This is a genomic window from Parapedobacter sp., from assembly GCF_035556095.1.
Lineage (GTDB): Bacteria > Bacteroidota > Bacteroidia > Sphingobacteriales > Sphingobacteriaceae > Parapedobacter.
The window spans coordinates 727,149-740,234 of sequence record NZ_DATMFT010000021.1 but is presented as its reverse complement, the minus strand read 5'-3'; the positions used below and the strand labels follow the sequence as shown (position 1 = coordinate 740,234).

Below are 13,086 nucleotides of genomic sequence, written 5' to 3'. Positions count from 1 at the left end.
TTTTTAGGTTGTTGGCTTTTTGTATTTTCTAATCTTAGTACGAATCGCTTCAAAACGTTGGATCTCTTCATTCAGATTAATCGGTTCGGGTTTTTTATAGGCATACTTGTCACTATGAGTGTGTCCTTCCATATATCGACAGCACTGACCGAAACTGTCCTGAAGTTCCTCAATAAGATCACTATCAAAATAGACTGAATTGAGTGAATCAATACTAACTCGTTCATTAAACCTTTGCACTACATTTTTGAAAAGATCATTTATAACAAGAACTTCGTAACTTGTTCGTAACGAAGCAAATCCAGCTTTTAATAAAAATTCTCTTTGCATTGGAGAGCAGTCCTCTTTCTTAGCTTCGTTGTAATGTTTTTTTGAAGGCTCAGCATTCCTATATTCTTTCTCATAAGATGGACTGTTATTTAGCCATATTTGACCAGGACTACCATTTCTGTTTTCAATCCAATGGCAAACATGTTCAACAGTAAGGTCAGCACAATGGCCTATGAGGGAAGAAACAAAAACAAGATCATGAGTGAATATAATCGTCTGCCTATCCTTGCACTCTTGGACTAGTCTTTTGGCAATTTCACTTTTTCTTGTTTCATCCAATGATGTCACCGGATCGTCAAAGACAATTCCTCTATTTATTTCTGACAACTTCATTTCAGCAAGAAAATCCGCTATTGCAATAACTTTTTGTTCGCCTTCACTAAGGACTGCATGAGGATTATTGCCTTTAAGTTTAAGTTGTCGATAAGACTTACCAGCAGATCCTGTATGACTGACTTCAATCCCGAAATTGCCATTTAGTTTTTTGCATTCTTCGTTGAAAGCATCGATATACCGTTGGTTAAAATATTTATCGGAGAGAGCTTTCTCAGTGTTGGTAGTCTCCGTTTTGGATTTTCTAAAATTTGCTTTTCCCGCTTTGGCTATCCATTGTTGGTTTTCAAGAAAAGACTGGAATTTTGAAAAGTGGGTGTTGAATTTTTCCTTGTGGGAAAGAAATGTTTTACTCTTTTCCAGACGTTCTAATTCTTTAAGCTGTTCGTCCTTCTCCAAAATCCCAATGGAAGCATCTATGTTAGCTTCAATAGTTTGGTGATGTAGAAGAGGTATTTGGATGGAATGAAATTCTTTGATGTGTTTATTTTTTACATTAGATACGATTTCTTCACAGAGTAGCTTTTGCGACTCAAGAGAACGCTTAATCTCTCCTAGCTCCTTTGGATATTTCTCATCCAGCCAAGTAGTAAGGGTGTTACCATCAGGGAATAGGTCAAAGTTAAATTTAGATAATCCCACTTCAAGCTTATTTAGTGTCTCTAATGCTTTATTTGCATTTTCTTCAGCAACACTTTTAATGAAGACCCAATAATTTGATATTAGCTGCACAGCTTCTTCAGATAATGGTTGATGACATAATAGACAGTTATCACCTAAATTAGGATATTCCATTTGTCCATCTGTTTGCTTTTTTGCAAAATTTTCAGCGGATAAGATGAGGTCTTTCCATTCTTTAGAACCAACCTGAAGGACTTTCTCGGTTTTGAAGTTTTCTATTCCTTCTGATTTTGCAATTGCTTCCTTATCTAAATAATCTTGAATAGAGCTTACTATTTTTTTTATATAATCGGCGTTAAAATATTGATTTAGTTTTTCTAAAGCTAATCTGTTTTCTCCCAATAATTTCTTATTTGTTTGAAGCTGCTTTATTTCCCTTTCTTTATTTTTTGACGCAAGTAAAAGTTCGTCATAAGCTTTATCAATTTCTGCTTTTTGGACTTTATCATCTTCACTGAAAGGCGTCAATTTTTGTAGATCAGATAATTTGGTCTTTGCGTTTATTGCCTTGACGATTTCTTTAATTTCAGATTCACCCTCAAAAAGATCACCTAGATCTTGAGCGGTATGTCCAGCCTTTTTTAAATCAAGATCAAAACTCATTTTCTGCTCGACCTTTGAGATAGCACCAGTGAAGTCAGCAAAGAAACCTAAACCCGCAGGTCGAAATTCAAATTCATTCCGTTGATCAAGATGCCTAATTACGCTCTTACCATCGAAAACAGAAAATTGCTTAAACTCCGCATTACTTCTTTCTGCAAAAAGAAAGGAACTTTCTCCTGAACTTGATGTAAATGTGAATTTTGCGTTAACTGGCTTATGTCCGTCTGCTATGTGAATGTTTCTAAGTATATCTTCCGGTGATTTCGAATAGAATACCTGTTTGAGCAATCTTGTATATCCAGACTTGCCCGATCCATTTGTGCCGTAAATTACTGTTAGATTATTTCCAAATTCAATTTTTTGTCCTTCAATAAGAGCATTTACTCCCTCGACATCTTCAACTTTGGTCAAAAGTAAGTCCCTTTTATATTTTCCTATCTGTTGTGAACTTGGGTTCAGATTTATGGCGGGTTTATCCGTCTTATCTTTTAATTCAAGTTCTTCTAACAAATAAGAATATGCTGTTGATACAATTCCGTCAGTTATTTCTAAACCGGAAAATCGTTTCTCTGCAAGGTACTTAGACCAGTACGGTAGACCGTCAGCAAATTTTTTTACTTCACTCTCTAAAGTTTCAGATTGCTTTTTCTCTTCTAGTTCAATTTGATTTGGCATACAGCTTAGATTTATATAATTACGGCGAAAAATAACGACAAGTAACATTTCACACTTTACTAAAATACAAAAAATATTGATGTCTAGATACTTAGAGGAAGGTATAAATTGCTTTTGGCAGATGGCATGGGAAAGGAAGCTATGTCAATCCATTTCTCCATATTACTTCGATTTCCATTAGACTTTTGTTCCATAAGCATGAGAGGTACGTGTGTATGAAAAACAACTTAATGGATTTAAATCATAATTAAAAAGTGACAAAGTGTTGCTGAAGTGGAGGGAACTGTCAGTTTTTGGTATGTTCACATAGGAGTGACTTTGATAAACTAACAACAGTGGGGGCATGGCTGGAGCAAGACATGCTCGAACCTGCTCAGCAACAAAAAGCGGTGGATATAGTTCAGCGATTACAGGGAACAGAATTGTTAAGCCTGCTCGAAAACTCAATGGATGGAGCTTCACGGAAGATTGCAGAGCTGTTGGACAAGAGCCTCTCCGCCGGAACGGATTTCAGTTCTCCCGATTTGCGGAAAAGTGATTTGGAGGGGTTCGATATTGGGGAGTTTGTGTAAGCAAACTCCCTTTTGTCACGCAACTATTTAACGGTTTGGCAGCTTGGCGTTTGTGGCGGACATCGAAGCACAAATTTTTAATTTTGCAAAAAAGTTCAATCGAAGAACTGAACTTGAATTTAGCACTAAACCCGCTATTTTGACAAACTGTTGTTAGCTGTAGTCATTTTTACAATGAGATTCTTTCTAATAATTCCCCATTCAATATCATTTTGTATAATATGCAATTAATATTATTTAATTTAAGATGCTCTTTCATTTCCATTATTTTTTCATCTGTAACTCTTACACCAAAGGTTATTGACTTAATAAAATCTTTGCTAATGGGTACATCTGTAAAAAGTTGATCTGTTTGATTAGATACAGTTAAAGATTTCTCATTAGTTTGGAAATTATGTTCAAACTTTATATTACCAAAATTTTCTGAATACATTAATCGATACTCTTCTTCATAATTCCAAATTGATCTTTTAGAAAAAATTACATCTTGAATCATCAAATCTCTAATTTCAGGAGTTTCTCCATATAAAAATACATCTAATGAGTTTGTTCTTGGATATAAATTCTCATGATAATCAACTCTACCTTCTCTTAAACCATGTGGCTTATTAACGTATAAATTAGATAGTTCTATAACACAACCATAATGTTGATCACCATAATGAGCCCACATTAATTTATTGTCAAATTTAGCTGTAACACAAAGTATTCTAAATACTCTTATTAATCCCTTATTAATATATTCTCTATAGTCGGCTTCAGGATTACTTGCTAAATTCAGTACATCATCTATCATATTCGATGAGTTAAAAGTATTTCGCTCAATAGATAATCGAATCATTGCTATAAGAGTATGAGATATAGGTTTTAATTTTTTATAATCTACATCTATATTTTCACCTTTGGCAATCTTTTCAAGAATTTCCAAATATTCACGATTTGCCCTTTCAAAGCTATCTCTAGAATAAGGAACAAATTGACATTCTTCGATATCGTTAAATTTTAAAGGGCTAGACCATCTAATAGTTTTATTTTTAATAATAAGTTTAGTAGTGTCGAATGTTGTGTATTTGAAGTAATTCATGTTTTTGGATATTTCTGTATATGATTACAGCTAACTCTCAAATATATGCAAGTTTTCCGTGTTTAATTATTTATAAACGTTTGTTGTCGCCATTTGCTAAATTATAAAAAAAGCTAATGCAAGCTTCATTAAACGGCATTAACTTTTATAGTTGTTTCAACATCACTTTAAAAAACGTCAAACCGTAAAAAGTTTGACGTTTTTTATGCCTCTTTTCAAACCCATAACGCCACTCCCTGCCAACTAATTCCTCCAATTTCCACTTTCCCATAACGCTTCGATTTCCTTAGGACTTTTGTTCCGAAAGCCTGCAAGGGGTGCGGGCGTCGGAAACAATTTAATGGAATTAAATCATGAAAAAACAAAGCAAAAAAGTGTTGCTGACAGGCGTTGTGTTCCTGTCGGCATTCGGTGTGTTCGCGCAGGGCAACGGCTCGGCAGGCATCCAAGAAGCCACGCAGATGGTAACGAGTTACTTCGACCCTGCAACGCAGTTGATTTATGCGATTGGGGCTGTGGTCGGGTTAATCGGTGGCGTAAAGGTGTACAACAAATTTAGTAGCGGTGACCCCGATACAAGCAAGACGGCAGCGTCGTGGTTTGGGGCTTGTATCTTTTTGATCGTCGCAGCGACTATTCTCCGTTCATTCTTTCTTTAAACCGACAACCTATGAGCAATTACAATATCAATAAAGGTATCGGCAGAACGGTCGAGTTCAAAGGATTGAAAGCACAGTACCTTTTCATCTTCGCTGGTGGTCTGCTCGGCGTGCTTATCCTCGTCATGGTCATGTACATGGCAGGCGTAAACTCCTACGTTTGCCTGTTTATCGGGGTAGGTGGAGCATCACTCATCGTATGGCAAACATTCGCATTGAACGGCAAGTATGGAGAACACGGACTGATGAAAGTCGGTGCAAAGAAAAGGCATCCGAAATACATCATCTGTCGCAGACCCGTACACCGCTATCTGAGGTTCAACGCTAAATCCAAAGCCCTATGAGAAATACAGGAAAAGCCACAACGTTGGAAAGCAAGTTTCCATTACTGGCGGTGGAACACAATTGCATCATTTCAAAGGATGCAGACATCACGGCTTGCTTTCGAATACACCTGCCTGAGCTATTCACGGTAGCATCGGCAGAATACGATGCGATTCATTCGGCATGGCACAAGGCAATCAAGACTTTGCCGGATTATTCCATTGTTCACAAACAGGACTGGTACATCAAGGAAAATTATGCGCCGGATCTGACACAGGAGAACCAGAGTTTTCTTGCCAAATCCTACCAGCAACATTTCAACGAACGCCCGTTTTTAAATCACTATTGTTATCTATTCCTGACCAAGACAACCAAAGAACGGATGCGGATGCAGAGTAATTTTTCATCGCTTTGCAAAGGTGTCCTTATCCCGAAAGAGATCAGGGATAAAGAAACCGTTCGTAGGTTTATGGAATCGGTCGCACAGTTTGAACGTATTATCAATGATAGTGGTTTTGTGAAACTGGAACGTTTGACCGAGGACGATATTATCGGAACAAACGACAAACAAGGGTTACTCGAACAGTATTTCACCTTATCAAGGGAAAGTGGAACACCCATGCAGGACATAGCACTGGGTAGTGAAGATGTACGTATAGGCAACAAAAGATTGTGCTTGCATACGCTGTCCGATACGGACGATTTGCCCAATACGGTATCCTCCAATTCGAGGTACGAAAAGCTGTCCACGGACAGGAGCGATTGCCTGCTTTCGTTTGCTTCGCCAGTCGGTTTGCTTCTTAGCTGTAACCATATCTATAACCAGTACCTGTTTTTGGACAACAGCGATGAGAACCTGCGGAAGTTTGAAAAGTCCGCACGCAATATGCACTCACTGGCGAGGTACAGCCGAGCAAACCAGATCAACAAAGAATGGATTGAACGGTATCTGAATGAAGCGCATAGCTTCGGGCTGTCCTCTATTCGGGCGCACTTCAACGTGATGGCATGGTCGGATGATCCGAACGAACTCAAACAAATGAAGAATGACACAGGTAGTGCCATTGCTTTGATGGAATGCAAGCCGAGGCATAATACCGTGGATGTTGCTACGCTGTATTGGGCAGGTATAGCAGGCAATGCAGGAGACTTTCCGGCAGAAGAAAGTTTCTACACGTTCATCGAACCTGCACTGTGTTTTTTCACCGAGGAAACCAATTACCAAAGTTCGCCATCGCCTTTTGGAATCAAGATGGCAGACAGGCTTACAGGTAAGCCCATCCATTTGGATATTTCCGACCTGCCTATGAAAAAAGGTGTCATCACGAACCGTAACAAATTTATTTTGGGACCATCGGGAAGTGGTAAATCTTTTTTCACCAACCACATGGTGCGCCAGTATTACGAGCAAGGTGCACACGTCCTGCTCGTGGATACTGGAAATTCCTATCAGGGATTGTGCGAACTGATTAAAGGGAAGACCAAAGGCGAAGATGGTGTTTACTTTACCTATACCGAAGATAACCCGATTGCCTTTAATCCATTTTACACGGATGATGGTGTATTCGATATTGAGAAAAGGGAAAGTGTCAAAACCTTGATTTTGACATTGTGGAAGCGAGATGACGAAGCTCCCACACGATCGGAGGAAGTCGCATTGTCCAATGCGGTTTCGGGTTATATCGAACGAATCAAAAACAAAAGTCTTTCTCCGTCTTTCAACGGTTTTTATGAATACGTGAAAGGAGATTACCGCAAGGTATTGGAAGAAAAACAAGTTCGTGAAAAGGATTTTGATGTTGCGGGTTTTCTCAACGTTTTGGAACCGTATTACAAAGGTGGCGAATACGATTACCTGCTCAATTCCGACAAGCAATTAGACCTGCTTTCCAAACGCTTTATTGTTTTTGAGATTGATGCAATTAAGGATCACAAAATTCTTTTTCCCATCGTAACCATCATTATTATGGAGGTTTTTATCAATAAAATGAGACGATTAAAAGGAATCCGAAAGCTCATTTTAATTGAAGAAGCGTGGAAAGCCATCGCCAAAGAAGGCATGGCGGAGTATATCAAGTACCTCTTTAAAACGGTTCGGAAATTCTTTGGTGAGGCAATCGTGGTCACACAGGAAGTGGACGACATTATCCAATCACCCGTGGTCAAGGAAAGTATCATCAACAATTCCGATTGTAAAATACTCTTAGACCAACGCAAGTACATGAACAAGTTTGATGACATCCAGGCTATGCTCGGGCTGACGGAAAAAGAAAAGTCCCAAATCCTTTCCATCAACATGAACAATGATCCGTCAAGGCTTTACAAAGAAGTGTGGATTGGACTTGGCGGTACGCATTCCGCCGTGTATGCGACAGAGGTGTCGCTCGAAGAATATTTGACATACACCACAGAAGAGACCGAAAAAATGGAAGTCATGGAGCTTGCTTCGGAACTGGACGGTAATGTTGAGCAGGCAATCAAGCGCATTGCTGGACAAAGACGTGAGCAAGCAAACCTGCCTGTTCGATAGGCAGGTAATTATTAATCATTTAAAAAATCAGAACAATGAACAAGTTAATGTTACTGGTGTGTACGGCTCTCATATTTGCCGTTGCACCGTCAGCGAAAGCGCAATTTGTAGTGACCGATCCTGCAAACCTTGCATCGGGCATCATCAACAGTGCAAATGAAATAATACAAACCTCATCCACTGTATCGAATGTGGTCAAGAACTTCAACGAAGTCAAAAAAGTGTATGAACAGGGCAAGGAATATTACGACAAACTGCAAGTTGTAAACAATCTGGTGAAAGATGCCCGCAAGGTGCAACAGACCGTTTTGCTTGTGGGTGATGTGTCCGAAATGTATGTAAAGAATTTCGGTAAAATGATGAACGATCCAAATTTCAGCCCACAGGAACTAACAGCCATTGCCAACGGGTATTCCACGCTCTTGAACGAGAGTACGGAACTACTAAAGGAACTGAAACAGATCGTAAGCTCGACCGGACTTTCTTTGAATGATAAAGAGCGTATGGATGTTATCGACAAGGTGTACAAAGAGGTCAAAGATTATCACAGCCTTGTGCGGTATTTTACCAACAAGAATATCTCTGTAAGCATTTTAAGGGCGAAAAAGCAGAACAATACCAAAAGAGTGCTTGAACTCTACGGCACTGCTGAACAAAAATATTGGTAGGCTATGGATTGGAACAATCTTCACGAACTTCTGCGCTCGCTGTATGATGAGATGCTTCCGCTGTCTGCCGATATGGCGATAGTGGCCAAGGGCATCGCAGGATTGGGCGCACTGTTTTACGTAGCCTTGAAAGTATGGCAGGCGTTGAGCCGTGCCGAACCGATAGACGTATTTCCACTTTTGCGACCATTCGCTATCGGGCTTTGCATTATGTTTTTTCCGACTATCGTCTTGGGAACAATCAATGCCGTGTTAAGTCCAGTGGTAAAAGGTACCCATGCGATGCTCGATAACCAAGTGCTCGACCTTAACCAGTTACAACAACAAAAAGACCTGTTGGAAAAAGAAGCGATGCTTCGCAATCCCGAAACAGCTTACCTCGTAAGCGATGCAGAATTTGATAAGAAATTGGAAGAATTGGGGTGGTCGCCATCCGATTTGATTGCCATATCGGGGATGTATATGGAACGTGGGTTATACGATTTGAAAAAAGACATCCGTGATTGGTTTCGTGAGGTACTGGAAGTGCTTTTCCAAGCCTCGGCTCTGGTCATCGATACCATACGGACGTTCTTTCTTATAGTGCTGTCCATACTCGGGCCGATAGCCTTTGCGATTTCAGTGTGGGATGGTTTTCAGTCCACGCTCACGCAATGGCTGACCCGATATATCAGCGTGTATCTGTGGTTGCCCATCGCCGATTTATTCAGCTCCATGCTCGCTAAGATACAAACGCTCATCATCGAACGGGACATTGATATGCTTGCCGATCCAACTTATATCCCCGATACATCCAATACCGTGTATGTCATTTTCATGATAATCGGCATCGTAGGCTACTTCACCATTCCAACAGTGGCTGGTTGGGTGATACAGGCAGGAGGTGCAGGAAACTTTATGCGCAACGTAAATTATACGGCATCGAAAACAGGAAACATCGCCGGAGCAGGAACGGGTGCAGTCGTAGGTAATATCGGTGGCAGGTTAATGAATAAATAAAAATCAGAAAGCAATGGAATTTAAAACATTAAGAAATATAGAAAACAGCTTTAAGCAAATACGGCTGTATGCCCTTGTGTTTGCGGTACTCTGCACTGCCGTGGTAGGTTTTAGCATTTGGAAAGCTTATGCGTTTGCGGAGGCACAACGCCAAAAGGTTTATGTACTGGACAACGGGAAATCGCTGATGTTGGCACTTTCGCAGGATGCGAGCATCAACAGACCCGTTGAAGCAAGGGAACACGTAAAGCGTTTCCACGAATTGTTTTTTACGCTTGCACCCGATAAGAACGCTATCGAAAGCAACATGAAAAGGGCTTTTAATCTTGCCGACAAATCGGCATTTGATTACTACAAAGACCTTTCAGAAAAGGGCTATTACAACCGTATCATTTCGGGCAACGTGCAACAGCGCATCGAAGTAGACAGTGTGGTTTGCAACTTCGATATCTATCCCTATGCCGTGCGGACGTATGCCAAACAGTTTATCATCCGTCCAAGCAATGTGACCAGACGGAATTTAGTCACATCCTGCCTATTGTTAAACTCGGTCAAGTCGGACAACAATCCACAAGGTTTCAATATCGAAAAGTTTGCGGTATTGGAAAACAGGGATATAGAAGTCATAGACCGCTAAAATCAAGATTATGGGAACAATATCAGATTTGAATACGTTCGCTCAAATCCTTGCCGCAAAAGGATACAACGGTTATTTCCAAACCCAAGGGGCTTATGCCGGAAAGTTGAAAGACAGTATCAGTGAATACCTCGCTGACAATCCCAAAGATGTAGCTAAACAGGGTTTGTTGCTAAAAGGCTACCTGCAATGGGCAGGCAATGATAAACCCTATGTACAATGTTGTATGTGGGTAAAGCACCTGAATGGGAAATTCTTTTTGGACAAAATGGAGGTTACGAGAAAAGACCAGTTCGGGCAATTATTGAAACAAAAGGAACTGAACAAACTCTCCGTGGTAACCGCTCCCCATGCAAGGGAAGCAATTGCTATGGTGAGGGATGCGCCGAAGCAGAAAGTGGCTCACCAGCAAAAACGGTTCAGTTTCTAAAGCGGATTAGGCAATGAAAAATTTAAGAACAACAATCCGTAATTGGTTTGATAAGCTCGATGGACAGTGGCGAGCGATGCCTGTGGCAAAACAGCATCGCTATACGCTGCTGCTCTTTGCAGGTTATACGCTATTGACGGTCATTGTACTATTCAAAATGTGCTACGATGTAGCGCATTCCGACAATACCTTAATCATTGAGCATATCGAAAATCCGATTAGACAAAACAGCTCCTCGGTTTCTCCCCAGGATAGTACAACAACAAATTTTAAAAGGTGAAAATCATGAAAGAAAATCAAAACGACAAAATTCGTTTTCTGGTCAAAGATAACGACTCGAAAGACGAGATGCATGCAACCCAAGACGGGGAGCAGAACAAGATTGACAAGTTAAAGAAGCCACTCATTTTTGCCCTTATGGGTGTGGTGTTTTTCGGCTGTATGTACCTTATCTTTAAACCCTCTTCTGATAAGAAAGCGGTTGAAGATATTGGTCTGAATGATGCTGTACCACAGGCGAGCGATGCAGGGCTTCAATCCGACAAGCAGAAAGCTTATGAACAGGAAATGTTCGAACAAAAAATGCAGGAAAAGCGTAATTCGCTCCTGTCATTGTCCGACTATTGGAGCGAGGATAGTACCACTGATTCGAAGGCAGACCAGCTGGATGAAGACTACGAAAGCGGTTATGCTTATGGCGGTAGTACACGCAGGAGCAGTAATCCTGCGCTGAACAGTTACCGAAGTGCGAAAAGTACGCTGACCTCGTTTTACGACAATAGCGATTATGAAACGCAGGAACTTCGTAAACAGATTGAGGAACTCAAAGATCAGTTAGCAGAAAAAGAAGTACCACCCACAACGACCGTGGAAGACCAACTGGCTTTGATGGAAAAATCATACGAAATGGCTTCCCGTTATCTGCCACAAACTCCTGCACAGCCGAATAGCGCAAACAGTATGGTAGCAATCGTTCCTGCAAATAATGCTTCACAAAAAGAGCATTTTGTAGCATTCACTCCTGTACGGAAAAATACGGTTTCAGCCTTGTACCGTGAACCGACCGACAGTGCGTTTTTGGTAAACGTGAACGAAATCCGAAACCGTGGCTTTTATACAGCAGGTGTTTCCCAGCAGGTCATACAACCCAAAAACAGCATCAAGGCCGTGGTACAGGAAACACAGATCGTGACGGGCGAAAGTGGTGTACGTTTACGCCTGTTGGAAACAGCACAAACGCCAGTACGTTCCATTCCGGCAGGAACGGTGCTGACTGCAAATGCTAAGTTTCAAGGTGGCAGATTGCAGTTAAAGGTAACGTCCATCGAATATGAGGGTAATATTATTCCAGTTGATATTACCGTGTATGATGTGGATGGACAGCAAGGTCTAAATGTACCGTATTCGCCCGAAATGAATGCGCTTAGTGAGATAGCTTCCAATATGAGCCAAACCTCTGGCACGTCTATTATGATGACACGCTCGGCAGGGCAACAAATGGCAGGCGACCTTTCCCGAGGTGTGGTACAGGGTGTTTCGGGGTATTTCTCCAAAAAAGTGAGAACACCCAAAGTAACCGTCAAAGCCGGTCATCAAATTTTCCTTGTTTCAAAAAACTAAAGTTCAACAAAAAAATAATAACGATATGAACGCAATATTTAAAAGCCTCTTGGCAATGGTCTGTTTGACAGTATTTATTACAGGCGCAAATGCACAGCAAGTTGCATCCAATACCACAAAATTGAGTATGGGCAAGGTAGAACCTTACAAAATGCAGGTAACCTACAGCAAAACCTCTCATCTGATATTCCCGTCTGCTATCCGCTACGTGGATTTGGGAAGTGAATATCTTATCGCGGGCAAAGCCGAAGATGCGGAAAACGTCTTGCGTATCAAAGCAAGCGTAAGGGATTTTGACGAGGAAACCAATTTTTCCGTCATTACGGACGATGGTCGCTTCTACAATTTCAATGTATTCTATAGTGCTTATCCCTCAACGCTGAATTATGATTTGCTGACGATGCAAAAGGCATCGGACAGGGAAAATGGCAACGATGTGCTGTTTGAGGAATTAGGGGGCAATTCTCCTTCACTGGCGGGCTTGCTCATGGAAACGATTTACAAGAACAACAAACGAATTGTAAAACATATCGGATCGAAAAGCTACGGCATACAATTTCTGTTAAAAGGTATTTATACACATAACGGAAAATTCTATTTCCATACCGAACTGAGCAACAAAAGCAATGTGCCGTTCCAAATTGACTTTATTAATTTCAAGGTCGTGGACAAGAAAGTTGCCAAGCGTACCGTGGTACAGGAAAAGGCAATGCACCCACTAAGAATGTACAAAACACTCGGTGAAATCACGGGTAATACGACAGACCAAAACGTGTTCCTGCTCGACCAATTTACCATCACGGATGACAAGGTACTCGTGATTGAAATCTTTGAAAAGAACGGTGGTAGACAGCAGGTGTTGGAAGTGGAAAATTCAGACCTCGTCAATGCCAAATTGATAAACGATATGCACCTAAAGATTAATTAACCCAAAACGAAAG

14 protein-coding genes are annotated in these 13,086 nt (G+C 40.8%); 11 read left to right on the top strand and 3 right to left on the bottom strand.

Annotated elements, in window-relative coordinates; genetic code table 11:
• Positions 1 to 3: 3 nt before the first annotated feature.
• Positions 4 to 2,622, bottom strand: coding sequence for an AAA family ATPase (locus VNQ80_RS13725; protein WP_325639541.1), 2,619 nt, complete (start codon positions 2,620 to 2,622; stop codon positions 4 to 6).
• Positions 2,623 to 2,957: 335 nt separating this feature from the next.
• On the opposite strand from VNQ80_RS13725, the gene VNQ80_RS13720 reads away from it, so the two are divergent.
• Positions 2,958 to 3,194 carry a hypothetical protein gene (locus VNQ80_RS13720; RefSeq protein ID WP_325639538.1) on the top strand — a complete coding sequence of 79 codons (237 nt, stop codon included), beginning with the start codon at positions 2,958 to 2,960 and terminating at the stop codon, positions 3,192 to 3,194.
• 169 nt (positions 3,195 to 3,363) lie between these two features.
• Here the strand turns inward: VNQ80_RS13720 and VNQ80_RS13715 are convergent, their stop codons facing one another.
• Complete coding sequence (locus VNQ80_RS13715; RefSeq protein ID WP_325639536.1) at positions 3,364 to 4,278, bottom strand: DUF2971 domain-containing protein; 915 nt, start codon at positions 4,276 to 4,278, stop codon at positions 3,364 to 3,366.
• Positions 4,279 to 4,423: 145 nt separating this feature from the next.
• Positions 4,424 to 4,549 carry a hypothetical protein gene (locus VNQ80_RS13710; protein WP_325639534.1) on the bottom strand — a complete coding sequence of 42 codons (126 nt, stop codon included), beginning with the start codon at positions 4,547 to 4,549 and terminating at the stop codon, positions 4,424 to 4,426.
• Between the two features lie 82 nt (positions 4,550 to 4,631).
• Between VNQ80_RS13710 and VNQ80_RS13705 the strand changes: the two genes are divergently transcribed.
• The 10 genes from VNQ80_RS13705 to traN are packed head-to-tail and all read left to right on the top strand — an operon-like array spanning position 4,632 to position 13,073.
• Positions 4,632 to 4,937, top strand: a complete 306-nt coding sequence (locus tag VNQ80_RS13705; protein ID WP_325639532.1) for a DUF4134 domain-containing protein — start codon at positions 4,632 to 4,634, stop codon at positions 4,935 to 4,937.
• Positions 4,938 to 4,948: 11 nt separating this feature from the next.
• On the top strand, positions 4,949 to 5,281 hold the full coding sequence (locus VNQ80_RS13700; RefSeq protein WP_325639530.1) for a DUF4133 domain-containing protein: 333 nt from the start codon (positions 4,949 to 4,951) through the stop codon (positions 5,279 to 5,281).
• On the top strand, positions 5,278 to 7,791 hold the full coding sequence (locus tag VNQ80_RS13695) for a TraG family conjugative transposon ATPase (protein ID WP_325639528.1): 2,514 nt from the start codon (positions 5,278 to 5,280) through the stop codon (positions 7,789 to 7,791). Before VNQ80_RS13700 ends, VNQ80_RS13695 begins: the two co-directional genes overlap by 4 nt.
• Before the next feature lie 35 nt (positions 7,792 to 7,826).
• Positions 7,827 to 8,459 carry a DUF4141 domain-containing protein gene (locus VNQ80_RS13690; protein WP_325639526.1) on the top strand — a complete coding sequence of 211 codons (633 nt, stop codon included), beginning with the start codon at positions 7,827 to 7,829 and terminating at the stop codon, positions 8,457 to 8,459.
• 3 nt (positions 8,460 to 8,462) lie between these two features.
• Positions 8,463 to 9,458 carry a conjugative transposon protein TraJ gene (gene traJ, locus VNQ80_RS13685; RefSeq protein ID WP_325639524.1) on the top strand — a complete coding sequence of 332 codons (996 nt, stop codon included), beginning with the start codon at positions 8,463 to 8,465 and terminating at the stop codon, positions 9,456 to 9,458.
• A gap of 13 nt (positions 9,459 to 9,471) precedes the next feature.
• On the top strand, positions 9,472 to 10,095 hold the full coding sequence (traK, locus tag VNQ80_RS13680; RefSeq protein ID WP_325639522.1) for a conjugative transposon protein TraK: 624 nt from the start codon (positions 9,472 to 9,474) through the stop codon (positions 10,093 to 10,095).
• Between the two features lie 10 nt (positions 10,096 to 10,105).
• Complete coding sequence (locus VNQ80_RS13675; RefSeq protein WP_325639520.1) at positions 10,106 to 10,525, top strand: hypothetical protein; 420 nt, start codon at positions 10,106 to 10,108, stop codon at positions 10,523 to 10,525.
• 13 nt (positions 10,526 to 10,538) lie between these two features.
• The gene (locus VNQ80_RS13670; protein WP_325639519.1) at positions 10,539 to 10,805 is read left to right on the top strand and encodes a nitrogen regulatory IIA protein; all 267 of its coding nucleotides are present in this window, start codon (positions 10,539 to 10,541) and stop codon (positions 10,803 to 10,805) included.
• 5 nt (positions 10,806 to 10,810) lie between these two features.
• Entirely contained in the window at positions 10,811 to 12,145 is a 1,335-nt protein-coding gene (gene traM / locus VNQ80_RS13665) for a conjugative transposon protein TraM (protein ID WP_325639517.1), read from the top strand.
• A 25-nt stretch (positions 12,146 to 12,170) separates the two neighbouring features.
• Positions 12,171 to 13,073: a conjugative transposon protein TraN gene (gene traN, locus VNQ80_RS13660; RefSeq protein WP_325639513.1), complete on the top strand. Its 903-nt coding sequence runs from the start codon at positions 12,171 to 12,173 to the stop codon at positions 13,071 to 13,073.
• Positions 13,074 to 13,086: the final 13 nt, after the last annotated feature.